Raw genomic sequence first — 21,082 nt, forward strand, 5'->3', positions numbered from 1 at the left:
CCGGAGATCAACGCGGCCTGGGACGAGGCGGCGCAGGAGATCGTCCTCAAGCACTACGTGAACCTGGGCATCGCCGCGCCGCCGCCCTCCACCCGTACGAGGTCAGTCCCCCGCGCCCACCACCCGTACCGGAAGCTCCTCCATCGCCCCGCGCAGGGCCTGGGCCAGCTCCTCGAACTCGGCGTGCCGGGCCGCGCCCGTCCGCATCGCGAGGGCGATCCGCCGCGAGGGCGCCGGTTCGGCGAACCTCCCGGTCCACAGGGCGGTGTTGCGGGCGGTCTCGACGGTCACGGCGGTGCGGGGCAGCAGGGTCACCCCGAGGCCGCCCGCGACGAGCTGGACCAGGGTGGCGAGTCCGGCGGCGGTGGTGGTGACCTCGGCGCCCTCGGTGCGCCCGGCCTCCCGGCAGATGTCGAGGGCCTGGTCGCGCAGGCAGTGCCCCTCGTCGAGGAGCAGCAGCCGGAGCTCCTTGAGGGCCTCTCGCGGGATGTCGTCCCGTCCGGCCAGCGGGTGCCCTTCCGGGGTGACCAGGACGAAGTCCTCGTCGAAGAGGGGGAGTTCGGTGACGCCGGGCACTCCGAGCGGCACGGCGAGCAGCAGCAGGTCGAGCCGGCCGGCGGCGAGCCCCTCCAGGAGCGAGGAGGTCTGCTCCTCGTGGACCTGGAGGTCGAGCTCGGGCCAGCGGCGGTGGACGAGCCGCAGGACGGTGGGCAGCAGATAGGGGGCGACGGTCGGGATCACGCCGAGCCGCAGGACGCCGGTGAAGGGGGCCCGGGCGGCCTCCGCCTCCTCCATCAGCTCCGCCACCGCGTCGAGGACGGTCCGGGCGCGGACCGCGAGCCGCTCCCCGGCGGGCGAGAGCAGCACCTTCCGCGTCGTACGCTCGAGGAGCTGGACACCGAGTGCCTCTTCGAGAGCCGAAACCGCGCCCGAGAGGGCGGGCTGGCTCATGCCGATGGCGGCCGCCGCGTCGCGGAAGTGCAGATGCTCGGCGACCGCCGCGAAGGCTCTGAGCTGGGAGAGGCTGGGCTGCTTGCCTCGGTGCGGGCCGCGCGGAGGGCTGTACGGGGATGCCACTGATAACCACCTTCGATCAACGCGACCCACACTAGCTATTTCACTGATCAATGCACCCCGTGCCAGTATGTGAGACGTCCAACCCCCATGGAAGCCCCCAAAAGGGACCCTTCCTGCCTGCAAGGAGAGCGCGTGCTCACTGTCGGTGACAAGTTCCCCGCCTACGACCTGACCGCCTGCGTGTCGCTGGAGAGCGGCAAGGAGTTCGAGCAGATCGACCACAAGGCCTACGAGGGCAAGTGGCGCGTGGTGTTCTTCTGGCCGAAGGACTTCACCTTCGTCTGCCCGACGGAGATCGCCGCGTTCGGCAAGCTGAACGACGAGTTCGCCGACCGCGACGCCCAGATCCTCGGCGTCTCCGGCGACTCCGAGTTCGTGCACCACGCCTGGCGCAAGGACCACGCCGACCTGCGTGACCTGCCCTTCCCGATGCTGGCCGACTCGAAGCACGAGCTCATGAGCGACTGCGGCGTCCGCGGCGAGGACGGCTTCGCCCAGCGCGCCGTCTTCATCGTGGACCCGAACAACGAGATCCAGTTCGTCATGGTGACCGCCGGCTCCGTCGGCCGTAACCCCAAGGAGGTCCTGCGGGTCCTCGACGCGCTGCAGACCGACGAGCTGTGCCCGTGCAACTGGAACAAGGGCGAGAGCACCCTCGACGCGGCCGCTCTCCTCGCGGGCGAGTAAGGGCGGATCCGACATGGCTCTCGACGAACTGAAGTCCGCCATACCGGACTTCGCCAAGGACCTGAAGCTGAACCTCGGTTCGGTCATCGGCAACAGCGACCTTCCGCAGCAGCAGCTGTGGGGCACCGTCCTCGCCTGCGCGATCGCCTCGCGCTCGCCGAAGGTGCTCAGGGAGCTGGAGCCCGAGGCCCAGGCGAACCTGAAGCCCGAGGCGTACCAGGCCGCCAAGTCCGCCGCCGCGATCATGGCGATGAACAACGTCTTCTACCGGACCCGGCACCTGCTGTCGGACCCCGAGTACGGGACGATGCGCGCCGGCCTGCGGATGAACGTCATCGGCAACCCGGGCGTCGAGAAGGTCGACTTCGAGCTGTGGTCGCTGGCCGTCTCCGCGATCAACGGCTGCGGCCAGTGCCTGGACTCGCACGAGCAGGTCCTGCGCCAGGCCGGTGTCGACCGCGCCACGATCCAGGAGGCCGTGAAGATCGCCGCGGTGATCCAGGCGGTCGGCGTCACGCTGGACGCGGAGGCCGTGCTCGCCGAGTAGGGCCGAGCCGTACGAGAAGGGCCCCGGGGCTGTCCGCCCCGGGGCCCTTCCGTCACTTCTTGAGCGCGTCCATGAAGGCCAGCAGGTCCTGGGTCATGGGGACGTCGATCCCGGAGAGGTCGATCGGCTCGACGTCCCCGAGCGGCTTCCCGTTCTCGTCGGTGCTGAACTGCTGGTTCACGCTCAGCCCGATCTCGGCCTGGCCGTCGAGGACCCTGAGCTCCGCGCCCCCGCCTTCGTGATCCTCGAAGAAGGCGACCTCCCCGAGCCCGTCGATCGGCGTGGTGAAGCCGTAGTTCCTCATCCGTGCCGCGAACTCGGGGCCCGGGTCCGTCACCCTGTGCAGGACGTATTCGACGGAGACGCCGTACCCCGCCTCCACCGAGCCGAAGGTGATCTGGCAGGACGTCTGGTACAGGCTCGGATCGTCCGTCTCCTGCCCGACGCCCTCCTGGACCCGCTTGCCGAGGATCCCGCCCAGCGCCTTCAGCTTCGCCGCCGGGCAGGGCGCCACCTTCGACAGGTAGCCGCCCGTGTCAGGGCCCGGTTCCTTCTGCTGCTTCTGCTCGTACGCGTAGAGTCCACCGCCCCACACCGCCGAGGCGAGCACCGCGCCGCCGAGCGCCCACAGCCAGGGGCGGCGGGCCCGGGGGCCGCGCGGCGGCGGAGGAGCCTCGGTGAGCACTTCCGGGGCGTCGAACTCCACGCCGCCGACCATTTCCGGTTCCGATATCACGTGGTCTCCCCCTTGACGGCACCCGGCGCGGGGACCGGCGCCACGGCGAAGGCGGTCGCCCCGCGCGGCTCCGGGGTGCTGCGCAGGGCCTGTTCGGTGCTGTACGCGCGCAGGTAGCCGACGACCGTGTTGAGGACGGCGACCAGCGGCACGGCGACGACGGCGCCGCCGATCCCGGCGGTGAGGCCGCCGGCGGCGACGGCGAGGACGACGGCGAGGGGGTGGACGCGGACGGCCCGGCCGAGGATGAACGGCTGGAGGACGTGGCCCTCGATCTGCTGCACGGCGAGCACGACGACGAGCACCATGAGGGCGGTGAACACGCCGTTGGTGACGAGGGCGACGACGCAGGCGAGGGCTCCGGAGATGACCGCGCCGACCAGCGGGATGAAGGCGAAGAGGAAGATGAAGACGGCGAGCGGGACGGCCATCGGGACGTCCAGGAACCAGAGCCCGAGGCCGATGAAGACGGCGTCGATGAGGGCGACGAGGACGGTGCCGCGGACGTAGGCGGTGAGGGTGCGCCAGGCGCGCGGTCCCGCGCCGGCGACGCCGGGACGGGCCTGGGCGGGCACCAGCTTGAGCGTCCACTCCCAGACCTTCTTCCCGTCGTAGAGCAGGAAGAGGGTGCAGAACATGGCCAGCAGGATGCCGGTCATGGCCTCCACGATGACGGTGACGCCCTGGAGCCCGGCGGAGGTGATCTGCTCGGCGTTGGCGCCGATGGCCTCGCTGAGGTTCTTGGCGATGTCGTTGATCTGCTGCTCGGTGACGTGGAACGGGCTGTCGAGCAGCCAGTGCTTGAGTTCCTCGATGCCGTCCTTGACGCGGTCGGACAGGTTGTCGACGTTGTCCATGACCTGCCAGACCACGAACCAGCCGACCAGGCCCATGACGACGAAGCCGGAGACGGCGGTGACGGCGGTGGCGAGGCCCCGGGGCAGGCCCTTGCGGCGCAGTATGGCGACGGTGGGCTGGAGCAGGGCGGTGACGAGGAGCGCGGCGACGAAGGCGAGGACGACCAGCTGCACGGAGCTGATCACCTTCATCAGCACCCAGACGGTGCCGGCGAGGACGAGCAGCCGCCAGCCCGCCTCGGCGGCCACGCGCATGCCCCAGGGGATGGCGGCGACGGGGTCGGGGCGGGCGGCGACGGCCGGGGCGTACGAGGGGGGCGCGGGGACGGAGCGGCCCGGCTCGGCGGAGGCCTCGGGGTCCGGGAGGGGCGCGGCGGTGTCCGGGTCGACGCCCGGCCGGGCGGGGGCGACGGGGCTCGGGGTCGCGTGGGGGACGTCCTGAGGGACCCCGTACGGCGGTCCGAGCGGATCGTCCCGTTCCGCCTCGGCCCTGCGCTCGTCGAGGCGTTCACCCATGCGGCTCAGGCTCTCGCCCAGCCGGCTCAGCCATCCTGGCACTCTGGACATCTCTTCCTTCTTCCCCCCGCTCACTCCTCCTCGCGAACCTACACGCAAGAAGCCCCTCACCTTAGGACGGTGAGGGGCTCCCAGAGGTTGAGCACGCGGGTACTAGTACCAGTGGTTGGCCTGCCAGAACGACCAGGCGCCGCACGGGCTGCCGTAGCGGCTGTCCATGTAGTTGAGGCCCCACTTGATCTGGGTGGCGGGGTTGGTCTGCCAGTCGGCGCCGGCCGAGGCCATCTTGTAGCCCGGGAGGGCCTGCACGAGACCGTAGGCGCCCGAAGAGGGGTTGGTCGCGCGGTAGTTCCAGCCGGACTCGTGGTCCACGATGTTGCTGAAGCACGAGAACTGGTCGGCCGACATCATCTGCCGGGCCATCGACTGGACCTCGGCGATGCTGTAGGAGCCCTGCGCGGCGAAGGACGTGGCGCTGCGGATGGAGGAGCGGTTGGCGCGCTCCTCGGCCTCCTTGCGCTCCTTCTCGGCCTTGGCCTCGGCGGCGGCCTTGTCGGCGGCCTCCTTCTTCGCCTCGGCGTCCTTGGCGGCGCGGATGCGGGCCGCCTCCTCCGCGGACTTCTTCAGGGAGGCGTCGGCGGCGGCGGCCTGGACGTCGGCCTGCTCCGAGAGGGACGAGACCTGTACCTGGGCCTGCTCCCCCGCGGGGATGTCCGCGAGCAGCGTGGTGTCGGCCGCGGTGGCCTCGAAGTTGTCGTCCGAAGGCTGAGCGGCGTTGCCCGAGGCAACACCGGCGATGGCGCCGACAGTGGTGACCGCAGTGGCCGAAGCCACCGCGAATCCCCGGACCGAGATCCGGCTCACACGGTTTCCTTCCAGCACGCCCGCACAGGTGACCACGCGGGCGAAATCTTGCCCCTGGCACTGGTCTCCGACGTACGGGGTCACAGAAGACACGGGCCCGTGGTGCTGTGGGCGGCATACGGCGACGGCTGTGGAGTTGTGTGGTGCGGTGCGCACCCCTGAGGGTGCACGTGTGCCGTATGCGGGGCCTGACGGAAGCAAGACTCTGCCGGACGGCGACACCGCAAGGCAATTCCGTGTTGCGTGTGAAAGCTCACACCTGGGTGGACGCACGGGATTTGGCGGATGAGGGCGACAGCACGACGCCGCCCGGCTAAGCTCCTGCGCTTTGCCGGGCGGCGCCAACTTCCTTACCCGTACGGACGGGTGCGAATCGGTCAGATCGACACGTCCTCCAGCATCTCGGTCACGAGCGCGGCGATCGGGGAGCGCTCGGAGCGGGTGAGGGTGACGTGGGCGAAGAGCGGATGCCCCTTCAGCTTCTCGATGACGGCGACGACTCCGTCGTACCGGCCGACCCGGAGGTTGTCGCGCTGGGCGACGTCATGGGTCAGCACGACCCGCGAATTCGTCCCGATCCGGGACAGAACGGTCAACAGGACGTTCCGCTCCAGGGACTGGGCCTCGTCCACGATGACGAAGGCGTCGTGGAGGGAGCGGCCCCGGATGTGGGTGAGCGGCAGGACCTCCAGCATCCCGCGGCCGAGGACCTCCTCGATGACCTCCCGGCCCGCGACCGAGGACAGCGTGTCGAAGACGGCCTGCGCCCACGGGCTCATCTTCTCGGCCTCGCTGCCCGGCAGGTACCCCAGCTCCTGGCCGCCGACCGCGTACAGCGGACGGAAGACCATCACCTTCTGGTGCTGACGGCGCTCCAGGACCGCCTCCAGGCCCGCGCAGAGCGCGAGCGCGGACTTGCCGGTGCCGGCCCGGCCGCCCATGGAGATGATGCCGACGTCCGGGTCGAGCAGCAGGTCGAGCGCGATCCGCTGCTCGGCGCTGCGGCCGCGGAGCCCGAAGGCCTCCCGGTCGCCGCGGACGAGCCGCACGTTCCCCTCGGAGGTCACCCGGCCGAGCGCCTTGCCGCGCTCGGACTGGAGCACCAGGCCCGTGTGGACCGGAAGCTCGGCGGCCTCCGGCACGTACAGCGAGTCCTGGTCGTAGAGCAGGTCCACCTGCTCCCCGGAAAGGGCCAGCTCGGACATCCCGGTCCAGCCGTTGGCGTCCGTGATGGCGAGTTCGGCGCGGTACTCCTCGGCGAGGAGCCCGACCGAGGAGGCCTTGATGCGCAGCGGCAGGTCCTTGGAGACGACCGTGACGTCGTACCCCTCCGCCTGGAGGTTGCGCGCGACCGCGAGGATCCGTGAGTCGTTGTCCCCCGACCTGTAGCCGGCGGGCAGGACGCCGGTGTCGGAGTGGTTGAGTTCGACACGCAGGGTGCCGCCCAGGTCCCCGATGGGGAGCGGGGCGTCGAGGCGTCCGTACCGGACCCGGAAGTCGTCGAGCAGGCGCAGCGCCTGCCGGGCGAAGTAGCCGAGTTCGGGATGGTGCCGCTTGGCCTCCAGCTCCGTCACCACGACGATCGGGAGCACCACCTCGTGCTCCTCGAAGCGCGAGACGGCGTTGGGGTCGGCCAGCAGGACGCTGGTGTCGAGAACATAGGTGCGCCGGTCGGAAAGGCGGCGCTTCGTGCTGGTCACCACGGAAGGACAGACCCCCTCTGAAGACCCCTGTGAGGTCGGGGTGCGACGGAACCGGTGTCGCTGCGGAATGGGACCGGGCTCAGGCCGCGATGCGCGGGCCGAACCACGGCCCTCCGCTTCTCCCGTGCTTGTCCCGCACGGTCGTCCTGGTGCAAGGGGCCTCCCGGGTGGCGGTCTCCGTGCCGCTCACTTCAACAGGGATATGCCCTCGAACGCCCTCTGCCATGCCATGGCATATGACGACGTGTTCATGAACACCAGGTGATCGGTTCCGACCGGGGGTGATCGACGGGGGCTCAGGTCCCGTAGCGCCGGTGCCGGGCCGCGTAGTCCCGCAGCGCGCGCAGGAAGTCCACCTTCCGGAAGGCCGGCCAGTGGACCTCGCAGAAGTAGTACTCGGAGTGGGCGCTCTGCCACAGCATGAAACCGGACAGCCGCTGCTCGCCGCTGGTGCGGATCACCAGGTCCGGGTCGGGCTGACCGCGCGTGTACAGGTGCTCCGAGATGTGCTCGACGTCGACGATCTCGGCGAGCTCCTCGAAGCTCGTCCCCCGCTCCGCGTGCTCCAGGAGCAGCGAGCGGACCGCGTCCGCGATCTCCTGACGCCCGCCGTAGCCCACCGCGACGTTCACGAGTATCCCCGTGTTGCCGTGGGTGGCCTCCTCGGCCTCCTTCAGCACCGTCTGGGTACGGGAGGGCAGCAGGTCCATCGTGCCGACGTGGTGCACCCGCCAGCGGCCGTCGGCGGCCAGCGCGCGCACCGCGTTCTCGATGATGCCGAGCAGCGGGACGAGCTGCTCCTCGGGGCGGTTCAGGTTGTCCGTGGAGAGCATCCAGAGCGTGACGACCTCGACGTCCGTCTCGGCACACCAGCCGAGCAGCTCCTGGATCTTGTCCGCGCCGGCCTTGTGTCCCTGCTCGGGGGTCCCGCCGGACGCCTTGGCCCAGCGACGGTTCCCGTCGAGGATGACCCCGATGTGCTTGGGCACCTGGGTGTGGTCGAGGCGGCCTTCCACCCGGCGTGCGTAGAGCCCGTACACCAGGTCGCGCAGGTTCACTGTTCTTTACCCCTCCATGCAGTGTCGGCCCCCGAAGCCGCCACACTACTGCGGACGGGCGACGGGCTCCCAGCCCGGGACTGTCACAAGTCCGTGATAAGCAGAGATACGTGACTGATTCCCCCCTCTACCGCGCCGCCGCGGACCGATACGACTCCATGGAGTACCGCCGCACGGGCCGCAGCGGCCTCAAGCTGCCGGCGATCTCCCTCGGGCTCTGGCACAACTTCGGCGACGACCGCGCGCTCGACTCCCAGCGCGCGATCCTGCGCCGCGCCTTCGACCTCGGCGTCACCCACTTCGACCTGGCGAACAACTACGGGCCGCCGCCCGGCTCCGCCGAGCTGAACTTCGGCAAGATCTTCGCCCAGGACTTCGCGCCCTACCGGGACGAGCTGATCGTCTCCACCAAGGCCGGGTACCTGATGCACCCCGGGCCGTACGGCGAGTGGGGCTCCCGCAAGTACCTGCTGTCCTCGCTCGACGCCTCCCTGAACCGGATGGGCCTCGACCACGTCGACATCTTCTACTCGCACCGCTTCGACCCGCACACCCCGCTGGAGGAGACGATGGGGGCCCTGGCCTCCGCCGTCCAGCAGGGCAAGGCGCTGTACGTCGGCGTCTCCTCGTACAACAGCGAGCAGACCGCCGAGGCGGCCCGGATCCTGCGCGACATGGGCGTCTCGGCCCTGATCCACCAGCCCTCGTACTCCATGATCAACCGGTGGACCGAGGAGGACGGCCTCCTCGACACCCTGGAGGCGGCCGGCATGGGCTGCATCTCCTTCGTCCCGCTCGCGCAGGGACTGCTCACCAACAAGTACCTGAAGGGCATCCCGGAGGGCTCGCGGGCCACCCAGGGCAAGTCCCTCGACCCGGACCTGCTCTCCGACGAGGTCCTGCGGCGCCTGCGCGGCCTCGCCGACATCGCCGAGCGGCGCGGGCAGTCCCTCGCCCAGCTGGCGCTGTCGTGGGTGCTGCGGGACGAGCGGATGACCTCGGCGCTGATCGGCGCGTCCAGCGTCGCCCAGCTGGAGGAGAACGTGGCGGCGCTCGCGGGCGCGCCGCTGACGGACGAGGAGCTCAAGGAGATCGACTCGTTCGCGGTGGACACCGCCGGCACGAACATCTGGGCCGGCCGCGGCTGACGGCCGCCGCGCGCCCCGCCCCCGGTCCCGAAGCGGCCCGGGACAAGAAAACGGGCCGGTCCGTGGGGGGGATACGGACCGGCCCGAGGGGGGGTTTCCACCATAACCCTTCGATACTCGTCCTGCGCGCCACGTACGCCGAACGAACCGCCCCGGATTCGCCGGATCCCAAGCGGCACAAGGGCTCCGGGGCCCCGTGGCGGGTTTGCGCCCCGGCGTGGCGGCGGGGTTCCGTCCCTCCGAAGAGGGACCGGCCGGCACGGGCGCGGCGTTGACGCGACGGTGCGCCGAGGAACGGCTTTCCGGCAGGTCAGCCGCCGGTTCGCGGCAGTGGCGGCGGGCCCCGGTGCCTCCGGGCGACCACCTCGTGACCGTACGTACCGACAACGGCCCGTGTGCGGCGAAGGTGCTCAGGGCATGGCGGTGAAGGCACCGAGGAGGAGGCCTAGCAGGCCGCCCATGAGCATGAAGGGGCCGAAGGGGATCTTCGAGGAGCGGCCGGCCCGGCGGAGCAGGACGGCGCCGAGGCCGTACACCGCACCGAGGAGGAAGCCCGCGAAGGCCCCGGCGAAGAGCACGCCCCAGCCGTACCAGCCGAGGGCGGCACCCAGCGGGACCGCCAGCTTCACGTCGCCGAAGCCGAGCCCGCTCGGGTTGATCAGGAACAGCACCAGATAGGCCCCGCCGAGGACGAGCCCGCCGAGCAGCGCCTGCGCCCAGGACCCGGCTTCGTACGGAAGCAGTTCCGCGCCGCCGAGGAGCACCGGGACGGCGACCGCGAGCGGCAGGGTGAGACCGTCCGGAAGCCGGTGCACGCGCGCGTCCACACAGGCGAGGAGGACGGCGAAGGGCGCGCCGAGCAGCCAGACCGCGAGCTCGGGCCGGGGCCCGCCGGTGGCGGCGGCGAGCGCGGCACAGGCCAGGGCGGTGAGCAGCGGGGCGACGAGCGGGCTCGCGGTGGTCGCGCAGCCCTGCCGCCCGGGACCGCCGAGCCAGCCGCGCCCGGGCCCCGCCAGGACGTGCCCGGCGGGGCAGCGGTCCCGCCACGGTTCCTCCGGCTCCACGGCGAGCCGGTAGGCCGCCCGGGGCACGAGCAGCCCGGCGGCGGCCCCCCACAGGGCGGCGACGGCGATCAGCGTGACGTCCACGGACGAGACCCTAGGCGGCCGTGCCGCTACGGTCTGCCGCATGGGGAAATGGGTGGACGGGACGGGGACGTTGACGGTGGGCGCTCTGGACGTCCCGCTGGAGGTGGCGGCCTCGTACCGGGCGCGGCGGCGGGGCCTCCTGGGCCGGAACGGGATCGCGGGGGCGCTGCTCATCGTCCGGACGAACAGCGTGCACACCTTCGGCATGCGGTTCCCGATCGACGTGGCCTACCTGGACGGCTCCTTCACGGTCCGGTCCGTGGTGACGATGCGGCCGGGACGGCTCGGCATGATCCGGCCGCGCGGCCGGCACGTCCTGGAGGCCGAGGCGGGCGCGATGGCGGGATGGGGCCTGGAACCGGGAGTACGCGTGCGCGTGTCCTGCGGCCGGGTCACGGAGGCCCCGAACCGAGCAGGGTGAACGCCCCGTACGCGCCGGAGGCGAGCGCGAGACCGGCGAGGACGGGCACGGCGGTACGGGTCCGCACGCGCGCGAGGGCCACGGCGGGCGGGAGCAGCAGTCCGAAGGCGGGCATCATCAGGCGCGGCCGGGAGCCGAAGTAGGCGGCGCCGACGAGGGAGACGAACACGACGCCGACCGTGTAGACGAGCAGCGGCAGCGGCTGTCGCTGCCGCACGCAGAGCGCGAGCAGCAGGCCGAGCAGCGCGAGCGCCGCGCACAGGCCGAGGGCGGCGGGCCACGGCAGGCCCGCGATGAACAGGGCGAGGGCGACACCGCCGTCGATGGAGTTGCCCCAGGCGGCCTGCACGTCGAAGTAGGCGGTGGGGCTGCCCTCCCGGACCCCGACGTAGGCGACGTACGCAAGCCAGCCCAGCGGGGCGATGAGCACTCCCGCGACGGTGGACCAGGGCAGCCTTCTGTCCCGTACGAGAGCGACGAGGGCCGTGATCCCGAGTGCGGCGATCAGCGCGGCGGCCGTCGGCCGGGTGAGCCCGGCGGCCGCGCACAGGACCCCGGCGAGAATCCAGCGCCCGCGCAGCACGGCGTACAGCGACCAGGCGGCGAGGGCGGTGAACAGGGCCTCCGTGTACGCCATGGACTGGACGAACGCGGTCGGGTACACGCCCCAGAGGACGGCGAGGAGAACACCGGCGCGGGCCCCGAAGGCATGCGCACCGCACGCGAAGACGCCCCAGGCGGCGACGGCTCCGGCGGTCCAGGAGACGAGGAGCCCCGCGGTGGCCGCGTCGACGGGGAGGACGGCGGAGAGGCCGCGCTCCAGGGCCGGGAGGAGCGGGAAGAAGGCGAGGTCGGAGTGGACGTCGCCGTTCGGCAGGGTGACCTGGTACCCGTACCCGTGCTCGGCGATGCGGACGTACCAGACGGAGTCCCAGCGCCCCTTGAGCCGGTGCAGCCCGTCCTCGCCGGTCGCGACGGCGGCGACGGCGAGGACGACGAGGCCGACGAGGCGGGTGGCGGCGTAGCCGCCGAGGGCGAGGAGGGTGGGGTCGCTGGGGCTGGTGGGGCTGGTGGGGCTGGCGGTCCGGGACATGCGCCCGATTATCCGGGGGCGTACGCGGGACTCATCCGAGAGGCCTTATGCGGACGAACTTCGCGGCCATGACGGGACCGAGCTGCTCGACGATGGCGTGTCCGGGCTCCTGCGGCGAGGGCAGGTCGCCGAGGAAGGACGTGACGATGACCTCGTCGATGCCGAGGACGCCGCGCGCGCTCTGCTCCTCCAGGAAGTCGAGCGTCCGACGCCAGTCGGCGGCGCCGGGGGCCTCGCCGAGGAAGGACCGGACGGTGTCCTGGACGACGTCCCAGAAGAACACGTGCGGCAGGACACCGCCCTGATGGAAGACATGGGTCTCGTACGCCCCTCGGAACTCGGGGATCCGGGTGACGAGATCACTGACCAACTGCACGCTCGGAGTCGCGTTCGGGTTCGCGCTCGGGGTCACCGTCATCTGTCCAGAATGCTCCCGCCGGGGAGGGATGTCCCATCGGATTTACGCTTTCCTGGCGACGTCTTTCGCCGGGTTTTCCACAGGGGGTGCGAAGTGTCCCTCTTCCGTGGATCGTTGGGCGTATGTACGAGTTGGCGATCCTCGCCAGGGGCGGGGTCCTCCTGACGGTCTGGGCGGTCGCGGCGGGCTGGCCGCCGGGCCGGCTGGCCGGACGGCTGCGCCGGGACGGCTGGCAGCGGATCTGCCGGGGCGCCTGGGCGGCCCCGGGGAGGGAGGTGGACTGGCGGCTGAGGGCGACGGCCCTCCAGTTCCTGCGCCCGGAACTGGTGTGCAGTCACGGGACGGCGGCGCGGCTGCACCGCATCGAGGTCCTGGGCGGGGAGTTCCCGCCGGAGCGCCTCGACTTCACGGCACCGCCGCCGGCCAGGTCGGCGCGGGGCGACCGGATACGGATCCACACCACGACCTTCCTGACGGACGGGGACCGGTCCGTCCGGCGCGGTCTGCGCACGACGACGCCGGCGCGGACGGTCGGCGACCTGATACGGGCCTCCGGCACCCGGGAGGAGGCGGTGGTCGTCGCGGACTCCGCGCTCGCCCGACGGGCGGTCGAAGGAGTACGGCGCGAGGCGCTCGTCCGCTACGAGGACCTCGCCGCCGAACTCGCGGCGCCCCGACGGGGAGCGGCCCGCGCCCGGACCTGGCTCCGGCTGGCCGAACCGGCTTCGGGCTCCCCGGCGGAGACGGTCGCCCGACTCCGGATACGGGACGCGGCCCTGACCCCCGAATCCCAGCCGACCCTGTTCACGGCGACGGGGCGGCCCCTTCGCCCGGACTTCCTCTTCCGGGCGGAAGGCCTGGCGGTGGAGATCGAGGGCCACGCCTTCCACGGCACCCGCCGGGCCCACGAACGGGACATCGCCCGCTTCAACGCGCTCCAGTCCTGCCCGGAGATCCGCCGCGTGCTGCGCTTCACGGCCAGGGAGGTCTTCCACCACCCGGACCGCATGACGGCGACGATCCGGGCGGCGCTGGCCCTCTAGGGCGAGGGGGCGGTGGTCCGGGGGAAGGAGATCTCGACGCGCCGGTTCTTCTTCCGACCCTCCTCGGTGCGGTTGTCGGCGATCGGGTAGTCCTCGCTGTAGCCGCGGATGTCGAAGGTCGTCCCCGGGTCGAGGGCCCGCGCCAGCACCTGCTGCACGGCGACGGCCCGCTCCTTCGACAGCTTGAGCCCGTGCTCGTACGTCCCCAGATTGTCGGTGAACCCGAACACCCGGACCCGCCCGGACCCCATCTTCTTGATCTCGGCGGCGATGGCGGCGATACGGGCGGTGGCCTCGGGCGACAGCTTGGCGCTGTTCTTCGGGAACAGCACCTCGGCCTGCAGCGCGAACGTCACGTCCACGTTCGTGTCCTGCCGGCGCTCCTGCCCGCCCTCCTCCTCGACGATCTGCTTGATGTCGAGCACCTTGGCGGGGGCGAGGGTGGCGCCGTCGGGGAGCATCAGCCCGGGGGACTCGGGATCGATGACGGGCGGGGGCGAGGAGGTGCCGGCGGGACCGGGACCGGGACCGTCATCGGCGTACGCGGGGGGCCCGGCGAGCGGCCCGAGAGCCACGCACACGAGCAGGACGGAGGCGAGGCGGCGGGTTTTCGTCGTCGTCATGGGGTCGCCTCAGGAGAGCTTGAGGGTGGCGGGTTCGAAGGTGGGGAGCTGGAAGCTGACTTCGGTGGTGGAGGCGGGGGGTGCGGGGAATTGGAGGAAGACGTCGGTGGACTTGCCGGGGCCGAGGCTGTCGAGCCCTGAGGTGGTCAGCGGCCGGCCGTCGGTGTCCCTGAGAACGTAGTACCGCTTCTTTCCGACCGAGTCGACGAGGGTGGCGCCGCCCAGGGAGTTGCCGTGCTTGACGACCTCGGTCTCGTCCCCACTCATTTGGGCGGGAATGATGCTGGCGATGTCCGACGTATTCTTCAAGCGCCCCTTGATGGTGAGAAATCCACCCCGATCCCGAACCGCCGAGTTGATGGCAAGCTCCATCCCCTTCTGCCCCTTGAGGACCGCCAGCGTCTCGGCGGGCTCCTCAGCCTCTTGTGACCTCTGGGTGGCCGATGCTCCCTGCTGGGGCGCGGCACTCGTTGAGGCAGGCTTGTTCTCGCTGGGCTTCTCCTCGGCGCCGCACCCGGCCGCGAAGAGTGCCACGGACGCAATCGCGGCGGCGACCACCCCTAGGCGGGTCTTCCTTGCGTAGCGCGCGTTCATGAAGCGTGCTTCCTTTGCTCGTCGCGGGTCAGTCCGACAGTCGGACTCTGAAGAGATCTGCGGCGCTGGGGAGGCGCGGGCTTTCAGGATCGATCACCCACTGTTCGCCATCACACACGAGGTCAACAACGGGATCCTCGCCGTCAGGCTCCCCTTCGCCCTCATCGGGGCTCGGGGGCGGCGACTCTGGGGGGTCTGGCGCAGCGAAGGAGCAAAGCGGTTCAATTACGGCTTCCGCCGACGCCGTCGCATGACGAGACTCGCGACCTGTCGTGCTTACGGTCACCTTGAAGCCGTGCTCCCCGGTACTGAGAGGCGCACATGCATCGCTACCCGCGAGCGTCGCCTTGTTCCGAGCCGCAAACTCCTCCGCCTGCTGACACGGGGAGTCACCGGTGTCCGCCCCTCCTTGAAGGAACCTGTTCCATTGCCCAGGATCGAGGATCACTCCGATCCAGCCGTCGCGCAGCTGTTCTCGGGCATCCTGAGCCGCTGCGAGGGCTGCTGCGTCCGCAGCGGTCTGGGCGCTGTTCCGCGTCAAAGCGGCCTGACCTACCAAGAAGTAGGCGAACGCCAAAAAGAGGAGCCCGGCAATGACCGCGATGTAGACGGGAAATGCCTGCCCCTCATCGCGACGCAGGCCAAAGCGCTCTACTCCCCTCCACCACCAGTGAGTTCGGTGATCTTCTGGGCGATCGCGTTCTTGATCGACTGCCCAAGGTCCGTGCCGGTGATCGCCACCACGATCGCCACCACCACCACGATGATCCCCAGGTACTCCACCGCCGTCTGCCCGCGGTCCCCCCGCAGCAGTCGGCCGGTCACTCCCACCTTGGCCTTCGTCAGGGCCTTGAGCATCGCGTCGTTCATCGTGGTCCCCTCCGCGTTCGGACGCCTGCGCTTGGGCACCGTACGCCGACGGGCCCGTCATCGGGTGGGCCGGATGGCGCGGGTCGCGGCGATCCGGTCCATCGGCTCCACCCCCCTCACACTCAGTCCGCACTCTGGCACATCGGGTTGCGCGCCCGAAGCCGTTTCCCCCGAATATGTCACCGCGCTCATTCGCCCGTCACCGACCCGAAGTCCGTCCCCGTGCCCAGGAACAGGCCCGCTCCGAGCAGGATCATGGTCGCCGGGACCATCAGGGTCGTGATCACCATCGTCGCCTTCGGGACCGCCTTCGCGGCCTTGCGACGGGCGTTCTGCGCGTCCGTGCGCCGCATGTCGTTGGCGATCTGGATCAACGTGTCGACGATCGGCGCTCCCAGCTCCTCGCCCTGCTGCAGCGCCGTCACGAACTGCGCCACCTGCTCCGAGTCGTTGCGGCGCCGCAGTTCGTCGAAGGCCTGCCGTCGGCTGACGCCCATGTCCATCTGGCGGAGCGTGATGCGGAGTTCGTCGGCCCACGGGCCCTCGTACTTCTCCGCGACCCTTTCCAGCGCCTGTCGGAAGCCGAGGCCCGCCGAGACCACGACGGCCAGGACGTCCAGGAAGTCCGGCAGCGTGCGTTCGATCTGGTCCTTGCGGATCCTGACCGCCGACCAGATCCCGACCTCCGTCCAGAACGCGCCGAACGCCAGCAGCAGCAGAGCCGTCACGTACGAGCCCTTGCTCAGCATCACCAGGCCGCCGAGGCCGCCCAGGAAGCCGTAGACCGCCCGCCTCGCCCCGTACCGGTCTATGGTCAGGCCACCCGGGTTGCCCGCCAGGTCGATCCGGCGGCGGACGGCGTTCACCCGCTTCGGGCCCATCAGCCGGAGCACCGTCGGCGACCAGCGCATGCCCAGGCGGTCGACGGCCGAGTCGACCGCTCCCGTACGGGTGGCGCCGACCTCCAGGGCCAGTTTGAGGTCGTCGGGGAGCTTCGCATCGGCTCGGTAGAGGCGCAGGCCGTAGGCGAAGCCGGTGACGGCGAGGCCCGCGAGGAGGGCGAGGAGGAGGTCCATCACGCGGGCCCCTTACACGTCGATCTTCGAGAAGCGGCGGATGGCGGCGAAACCGACCACGTACAGAACGAACGCCGCCACCACGGCGAACTGCCCGATGCCCGAGGCCGTCATGCGGTCGAGCGCCCCCGGCTGCATGTTGTCGATGAGGAGGAGCGAGCCGACGCCGATGACCGGGACGGAGTACGCGGTCATGCTCACCTGGGAGAGCTGGGTGCGGACCTCGCGCCGGGTCTCCTTGCGCTCCTCCAGGGTCTCGGTGAGGTTCCGCAGGGAGGAGACGACGGTGCCGCCGGCTCGGTTGGCGAGGACGAGGGTGGTGACGAGGACCACGAGTTCACGGGAGGGCAGGCGTTCCGCGAGCTCCCCGAGCGCGTCGTCGAGGGACGTCCCCACGGCCAACTGCTGCGCCACCTTCTCCAGTTCGTCGCCGGCCGGTGCCTCCAGTTCGTCGGCGGCCAGGCTCAGGGCCATCCGGAGGGCGAGTCCGGCCTGCGTGGCGTTGGCCAGGATGCGGGAGAGTTCGGGGAGCTGGTTGATGAACCGCTCGATGCGCTTCTGGCGCTGCCAGTTGAGGTAGCCCACCGCGACCCAGATGCCGAGGAGTCCGCAGATCGGGCCGAAGAACGGGGACAGCGCCGCCTGCCCCACGACCCAGAGGACCGCCACGGTCGCCGCGAGGGCCACCGTGAACTCGCCGGGCGTGACGTCGAGGCCGGTCGCCGCGATCCGCAGTTCCAGTTTCCGGCCGAGAGCGGTCTTCCGTACGCGCCGGTCGACTCCCCGGAAGCGGCGCCTGCGGCGGCCGGTCACGGCCTCCGGTTCGCCGCTCTCGTCGAGCCGGGCGACGAGAGCGGCGTGGCGGCGGGCCCCGCTCGCGTACAGCTGGACGCCGACGACGCCCAGGACGCAGGCGAGCAGCGCCACGCCCACGGTCAGCCAGAAGGGGTCCGTGGTCATGGCCGCGCCTCGGATCGCCGGGTCGGATCCGTCGTCGCCCGCCACTCCTCCGGCGGCCGGGTCGGATCCGTCGTCGCCCACCGCTCCCCCGGCGGCAGGGTCGGATCCGTCGTCATCGCTCCTCCCCCGGTCGCCACGTCGGATCCGTCATCGTCCACCGCTCCCCCGGTCGCCACGTCGGGTCCGTCATCGTCCACCGCTCTCCCGGTCGCCACGTCGGGTCCGTCGTCCACCGCTCCCCCGGCAGCCAGGTCGGGTCCGTCATCGTCACTGCGCCTCCGGTGGGCATGTGGGCTTCGGTCATCACTCCGCCTCTCGGGTGGCCAGGTGGGCGTCCGTCGCCGCCACTCCGAACGCCTGCGGGATCGGCTGACCCGCCAGGTAGAGCCGTTCGGCGACGCGCCGGGGCAGCGGGTGGTACGTGAACCTCCCGTACACCCGTCCGTCGGCCGCGACCGGCTGCGCCTCGAAGCGGCAGACCGTGGCCAGCAGGAAGCGTTCCCGGCCGCGCGAGGCGAGGACGGAGATCTCGGTGATGCGGCGCGTGCCGTCCGGGTGCCGGGTGAGCTGGACGAGGACGTCGACCGCGCTGTTGATCTGGTCGCGGAGCGCCTCGAACGGCACCTTCACCTCGGACATCGAGGCCAGGGTCTGGAGCCGCATCAGCGCGTCCTCGGCCGAGTTGGCGTGGACGGTGGCGAGCGAGCCGTCGTGGCCGGTGGACATCGCCTGGAGCATGTCGAGGGTCTCGCCGCCGCGGACCTCGCCGACGATGATGCGGTCGGGGCGCATGCGCAGGGAGTTGCGGACGAGGTCCCGGATGGAGATGGCCCCGCGGCCCTCGATGTTCGGCGGGCGGGCCTCCAGGCGGATGACGTGGGACTGCTGGAGCTGGAGTTCGGCCGAGTCCTCGATGGTGATGATCCGCTCGCCGTCCGGGACGAGGCCGGAGAGGGCGTTGAGGAGGGTCGTCTTCCCGGTGCCGGTGGCGCCGGAGACGATCAGGTTGAACTTGGCCTGCACGAGCCCGGAGAGCAGGAGCAGCATCTGCTCGTCGAGGGAGCCGAGGCCGATCATCTCGTGGAGCGTGTACGCCCGGGGGAAGCGGCGGATCGTGAGCGTGGCCCCGGTGAGCGAGAGCGGCGGGATGATCACGTTGACGCGCTCGCCGGAGGGGAGCCGGGCGTCGACCATCGGGTTCGACTCGTCGACCCGCCGGTTGACGGTGGAGACGATCCGCTCGATCGTCTGCATCAGCTGCTCGTGGGAGGCGAAGCGGAGCGGGAGGAGTTCGACGCGGCCGCCTCGCTCGATGAAGATCTGGTCGGGGCCGTTGACCATGATCTCCGTGATGGAGGCGTCTTCGAGGAGCGGTTCGAGCACGCCGAGGCCGAGGGCCTCGTCGACGACCCGGCGGATCAGCTGCGCCCGCTCGGCGGTGGAGAGGACCGGGCCCTCGCGGCTGATGATGTGTCCGAGGACGCGCTCCAGGCGGGCCCGCCGCTCGGCCGCCGCGAGCGCGGACATCTCGGTGAGGTCGATCTCCTCCAGGAGCTTGGCCCGGAAGGCGGCGACGAGATGGCCGTCCTCCCGGCCCCCGCCCGTGGCCTTCTCCTCGGGGGCGGTGATGCGGGCGCGCAGGCTCACGGCAGGTCCTCCTCGTCGGGCAGAGGCATCGTCGCGGTCTTGGTGATGGGGTCGAAGTCCCAGAAGGGGACGACCCGGGGGATGTCGACGGTGACGGTGACGGTGACCTCCCCGTCTCCTGGGGACGGCACGGCTCTGGGGTTGATCCAGCCGCTCACGGCCGCGCTCGCCGCCGTCTGGGGATCGATCCTGGTCTCGTCGTCGGTGGTCATGGCCCTCGCCGCCGCACGCGCCGCAGTGCCCGCCTGCTGGGCGGCGTACGCGGCGATGCCGAGCTGGAGGCCGGCGAGGCCGACGATGAGCAGGATGGGCAGGAAGCCGAGGTACTCGATCGCTGCCTGCCCCCGGTCGCGGGTACGGGTGCGCTTCGTCATGGTCTCGGGACCTCCTCCAGTACCGCGCCCGCTTCGGCCGTGACCGGGAAGAGGCCCCCGAAGCCCGGGACGAGGGCCGGGACCTGAACCTGGACCTGGACGTGGACCATCCCGCCGCTCGTGTCCCCGCAGTCTCCGCCGGAGGCGCTCCAGGCGCCGTCGATGTGGCGGCCGGCGGCGGCGGGCCCGTCGTCCCCCACCGCACACGCCCGCGCCGCCTCGTCCGCCGCGTTCCCCGCCAGCGTGTACGTGTAACCCACCAGGACGACCTGCCACAGCAGGGCCAGGGTGAGCAGGATCAGCGGCACCATCCCCACGAACTCGACCGCCACCTGTCCCCTGTCCTCGTCCCGGTGCGTACGCATCCCTCAGCGCCCTCCCCCGCGCCGGCGCAGTCCGAGCGAGCCGCGGTCGCCCGCGCGGGCCAGCTCCCTGCCGGAGGTTTCAGGCACGCCGACGAGGCCCAGCTCTCCCGCGAGCGTCCACAGCGCCTGCTTCACCGTCGACTTGGCGTCGAGTTCGTGGAGGCGGCCGGCGTCGACGACGGCGGAGAGTTCCTTGAAGTGGGCGGGGACGGCGACGCCCGCGATCCGGGTGCCGGTGATCTTCTGGACGAGGGGCGGCTGGATCTCGGTGGAGCGGTGGTGGCGGTTGACCACCGTCGTGGTCTCCTCGGCCTTGCGGACCTGGAGCCGTTCCCACATCCGTACGGTCCGCTTGGCGGCCCGGACCGCGACCACGTCCGGGGTGGTGACGAGCAGCGCGGTGTCGGCCATCTCGATCGCGGCGGCGTTCGCGCTGTCGAGCCGGGAGCCGCAGTCGAGGACGACGACCTCGTGGCGGCCGCGCAGGGCGCTGACGACCTGGCGGGCGGCGCGGTCGGTGACCTCCTCGCCGCGCTCGCCCTCCGCCGGGGCGAGGAGCAGGGAGAGGCCGGTCTCGTGGACGTAGACGGCGTCCTGGAGGACGCGGGGCGAGATGTCGGCGATGGCCGCGAGGTCGGCGACGGAGCGCCGGAACTGGACGTCGAGGTAGGAGGCGATGTCGCCGCTCTGGAGGTCCATGTCGACGAGGGCGACGCTGCGTCCGGAGGCGCGGGCGGCGAGGGCGAGGTGGACGGCGGTGACGGTGGTGCCGACGCCGCCCTTGGCGCCGCTGACGGTGACGACGGTGCCGCCGGGGCCGGCGATCGGCTCGGCGCCGGCGCCGAGGTGGCGGCGGACGCCGAGGGACCACTGGGCGGCGGCCTGGACGCGGCTGGCGAGTTCCTCGTAGCCGAGGGGGAGGGTGACGAGGCCCCGGGCGCCGGAGTCCATGGCGGCGGAGAAGAGGACGGGGCTGGCGTCGGCGGTGATGAGGACGACGCCGACGGCGGGGAAGCGGAGGGCGACCTCGCGGACGAGTTCGAGCGCGGGGACGGGGCCGATCCGCTCGTGGACGAGGACGACCTCGGGGAGTTCGTCGAGGGAGGCGGCGGCGAGGCGCGCGAGGGTGTCGACGAGCTGGGTGGAGTCGGTGACCGGCTGGGCGGGTTCGGCGTCGGGGAGCTGGCTGAGCAGCGTGCTGACGGACCGGGCCGCGTCGGGGTCGCCGACGGCCGGCAGGATCCTGGTGGTCATCCG

24 protein-coding genes are annotated in these 21,082 nt (G+C 71.4%); 5 read left to right on the forward strand and 19 right to left on the reverse strand.

What is annotated here, in order from left to right:
- Positions 1–102: 102 nt before the first annotated feature.
- Complete coding sequence (locus ABZ318_RS27335; RefSeq protein WP_356905131.1) at positions 103–1,077, reverse strand: hydrogen peroxide-inducible genes activator; 975 nt, start codon at positions 1,075–1,077, stop codon at positions 103–105.
- 132 nt (positions 1,078–1,209) lie between these two features.
- Between ABZ318_RS27335 and ABZ318_RS27340 the strand changes: the two genes are divergently transcribed.
- Positions 1,210–1,764 (forward strand): peroxiredoxin, encoded by a 555-nt coding sequence (locus ABZ318_RS27340; RefSeq protein ID WP_093874286.1) that lies wholly within the window; start codon positions 1,210–1,212, stop codon positions 1,762–1,764.
- 13 nt (positions 1,765–1,777) lie between these two features.
- On the forward strand, positions 1,778–2,311 hold the full coding sequence (locus ABZ318_RS27345) for an alkyl hydroperoxide reductase (protein ID WP_356905132.1): 534 nt from the start codon (positions 1,778–1,780) through the stop codon (positions 2,309–2,311).
- A 52-nt stretch (positions 2,312–2,363) separates the two neighbouring features.
- Here the strand turns inward: ABZ318_RS27345 and ABZ318_RS27350 are convergent, their stop codons facing one another.
- The 5 genes from ABZ318_RS27350 to ABZ318_RS27370 all read right to left on the reverse strand — a co-directional run bounded on the left by ABZ318_RS27350 (position 2,364) and on the right by ABZ318_RS27370 (position 8,045).
- Positions 2,364–3,047, reverse strand: a complete 684-nt coding sequence (locus ABZ318_RS27350; protein ID WP_356905133.1) for a hypothetical protein — start codon at positions 3,045–3,047, stop codon at positions 2,364–2,366.
- Positions 3,044–4,471, reverse strand: coding sequence for an AI-2E family transporter (locus ABZ318_RS27355; protein WP_356905134.1), 1,428 nt, complete (start codon positions 4,469–4,471; stop codon positions 3,044–3,046). The genes ABZ318_RS27350 and ABZ318_RS27355 overlap by 4 nt, the downstream gene beginning before the upstream one ends.
- 102 nt (positions 4,472–4,573) lie before the next feature.
- Positions 4,574–5,284, reverse strand: a complete 711-nt coding sequence (locus ABZ318_RS27360; RefSeq protein WP_356905135.1) for a transglycosylase SLT domain-containing protein — start codon at positions 5,282–5,284, stop codon at positions 4,574–4,576.
- A 377-nt stretch (positions 5,285–5,661) separates the two neighbouring features.
- On the reverse strand, positions 5,662–6,987 hold the full coding sequence (locus ABZ318_RS27365) for a PhoH family protein (protein ID WP_356905136.1): 1,326 nt from the start codon (positions 6,985–6,987) through the stop codon (positions 5,662–5,664).
- 296 nt (positions 6,988–7,283) lie between these two features.
- The gene (locus tag ABZ318_RS27370) at positions 7,284–8,045 is read right to left on the reverse strand and encodes an isoprenyl transferase (RefSeq protein ID WP_356905137.1); all 762 of its coding nucleotides are present in this window, start codon (positions 8,043–8,045) and stop codon (positions 7,284–7,286) included.
- Positions 8,046–8,155: 110 nt separating this feature from the next.
- Here ABZ318_RS27370 and mgrA point away from each other — a divergent pair, with 110 nt between their 5' ends.
- The gene (gene mgrA / locus ABZ318_RS27375) at positions 8,156–9,193 is read left to right on the forward strand and encodes an L-glyceraldehyde 3-phosphate reductase (RefSeq protein WP_356905138.1); all 1,038 of its coding nucleotides are present in this window, start codon (positions 8,156–8,158) and stop codon (positions 9,191–9,193) included.
- A 410-nt stretch (positions 9,194–9,603) separates the two neighbouring features.
- Here mgrA and ABZ318_RS27380 read toward each other — a convergent pair whose 3' ends face one another.
- Positions 9,604–10,341 (reverse strand): A24 family peptidase, encoded by a 738-nt coding sequence (locus ABZ318_RS27380; protein WP_356905139.1) that lies wholly within the window; start codon positions 10,339–10,341, stop codon positions 9,604–9,606.
- Between the two features lie 40 nt (positions 10,342–10,381).
- Between ABZ318_RS27380 and ABZ318_RS27385 the strand changes: the two genes are divergently transcribed.
- Complete coding sequence (locus tag ABZ318_RS27385; protein WP_356905140.1) at positions 10,382–10,762, forward strand: DUF192 domain-containing protein; 381 nt, start codon at positions 10,382–10,384, stop codon at positions 10,760–10,762.
- Here ABZ318_RS27385 and ABZ318_RS27390 read toward each other — a convergent pair.
- Both ABZ318_RS27390 and ABZ318_RS27395 read right to left on the reverse strand, forming a co-directional pair.
- Positions 10,734–11,855, reverse strand: a complete 1,122-nt coding sequence (locus ABZ318_RS27390) for a hypothetical protein (RefSeq protein ID WP_356905141.1) — start codon at positions 11,853–11,855, stop codon at positions 10,734–10,736. The genes ABZ318_RS27385 and ABZ318_RS27390 overlap by 29 nt on opposite strands.
- A gap of 31 nt (positions 11,856–11,886) precedes the next feature.
- Complete coding sequence (locus ABZ318_RS27395) at positions 11,887–12,273, reverse strand: hypothetical protein (RefSeq protein WP_356905142.1); 387 nt, start codon at positions 12,271–12,273, stop codon at positions 11,887–11,889.
- A gap of 122 nt (positions 12,274–12,395) precedes the next feature.
- On the opposite strand from ABZ318_RS27395, the gene ABZ318_RS27400 reads away from it, so the two are divergent.
- The gene (locus tag ABZ318_RS27400) at positions 12,396–13,316 is read left to right on the forward strand and encodes a hypothetical protein (RefSeq protein ID WP_356905144.1); all 921 of its coding nucleotides are present in this window, start codon (positions 12,396–12,398) and stop codon (positions 13,314–13,316) included.
- On the opposite strand, the gene ABZ318_RS27405 is transcribed toward ABZ318_RS27400, so the two are convergent.
- The 10 genes from ABZ318_RS27405 to ABZ318_RS27450 all read right to left on the reverse strand — a co-directional run bounded on the left by ABZ318_RS27405 (position 13,313) and on the right by ABZ318_RS27450 (position 21,079).
- Positions 13,313–13,939, reverse strand: a complete 627-nt coding sequence (locus ABZ318_RS27405; RefSeq protein WP_356905145.1) for an OmpA family protein — start codon at positions 13,937–13,939, stop codon at positions 13,313–13,315. The genes ABZ318_RS27400 and ABZ318_RS27405 overlap by 4 nt on opposite strands.
- 9 nt (positions 13,940–13,948) lie before the next feature.
- On the reverse strand, positions 13,949–14,533 hold the full coding sequence (locus tag ABZ318_RS27410; protein ID WP_356905146.1) for a hypothetical protein: 585 nt from the start codon (positions 14,531–14,533) through the stop codon (positions 13,949–13,951).
- Positions 14,534–14,561: 28 nt separating this feature from the next.
- Positions 14,562–15,173 (reverse strand): pilus assembly protein TadG-related protein, encoded by a 612-nt coding sequence (locus ABZ318_RS27415; protein ID WP_356905159.1) that lies wholly within the window; start codon positions 15,171–15,173, stop codon positions 14,562–14,564.
- Between the two features lie 11 nt (positions 15,174–15,184).
- The gene (locus ABZ318_RS27420) at positions 15,185–15,391 is read right to left on the reverse strand and encodes a Flp family type IVb pilin (protein WP_356905160.1); all 207 of its coding nucleotides are present in this window, start codon (positions 15,389–15,391) and stop codon (positions 15,185–15,187) included.
- A gap of 200 nt (positions 15,392–15,591) precedes the next feature.
- Positions 15,592–16,479, reverse strand: a complete 888-nt coding sequence (locus ABZ318_RS27425; RefSeq protein WP_356905161.1) for a DUF5936 domain-containing protein — start codon at positions 16,477–16,479, stop codon at positions 15,592–15,594.
- 12 nt (positions 16,480–16,491) lie between these two features.
- A complete protein-coding gene (locus tag ABZ318_RS27430) occupies positions 16,492–17,439 on the reverse strand; it encodes a type II secretion system F family protein (protein ID WP_356905147.1) in 948 nt (315 codons plus the stop codon).
- A 303-nt stretch (positions 17,440–17,742) separates the two neighbouring features.
- Positions 17,743–19,086, reverse strand: a complete 1,344-nt coding sequence (locus ABZ318_RS27435; protein WP_356905148.1) for a CpaF family protein — start codon at positions 19,084–19,086, stop codon at positions 17,743–17,745.
- Positions 19,083–19,460: a TadE/TadG family type IV pilus assembly protein gene (locus tag ABZ318_RS27440; protein ID WP_356905149.1), complete on the reverse strand. Its 378-nt coding sequence runs from the start codon at positions 19,458–19,460 to the stop codon at positions 19,083–19,085. The genes ABZ318_RS27435 and ABZ318_RS27440 overlap by 4 nt, the downstream gene beginning before the upstream one ends.
- Complete coding sequence (locus ABZ318_RS27445) at positions 19,457–19,825, reverse strand: TadE/TadG family type IV pilus assembly protein (RefSeq protein ID WP_356905150.1); 369 nt, start codon at positions 19,823–19,825, stop codon at positions 19,457–19,459. The genes ABZ318_RS27440 and ABZ318_RS27445 overlap by 4 nt, the downstream gene beginning before the upstream one ends.
- A gap of 3 nt (positions 19,826–19,828) precedes the next feature.
- Positions 19,829–21,079 (reverse strand): P-loop NTPase, encoded by a 1,251-nt coding sequence (locus tag ABZ318_RS27450; RefSeq protein ID WP_356905151.1) that lies wholly within the window; start codon positions 21,077–21,079, stop codon positions 19,829–19,831.
- Positions 21,080–21,082: the final 3 nt, after the last annotated feature.

It is taken from the genome of Streptomyces sp. NPDC006197 (assembly GCF_040613865.1).
GTDB lineage: Bacteria > Actinomycetota > Actinomycetes > Streptomycetales > Streptomycetaceae > Streptomyces.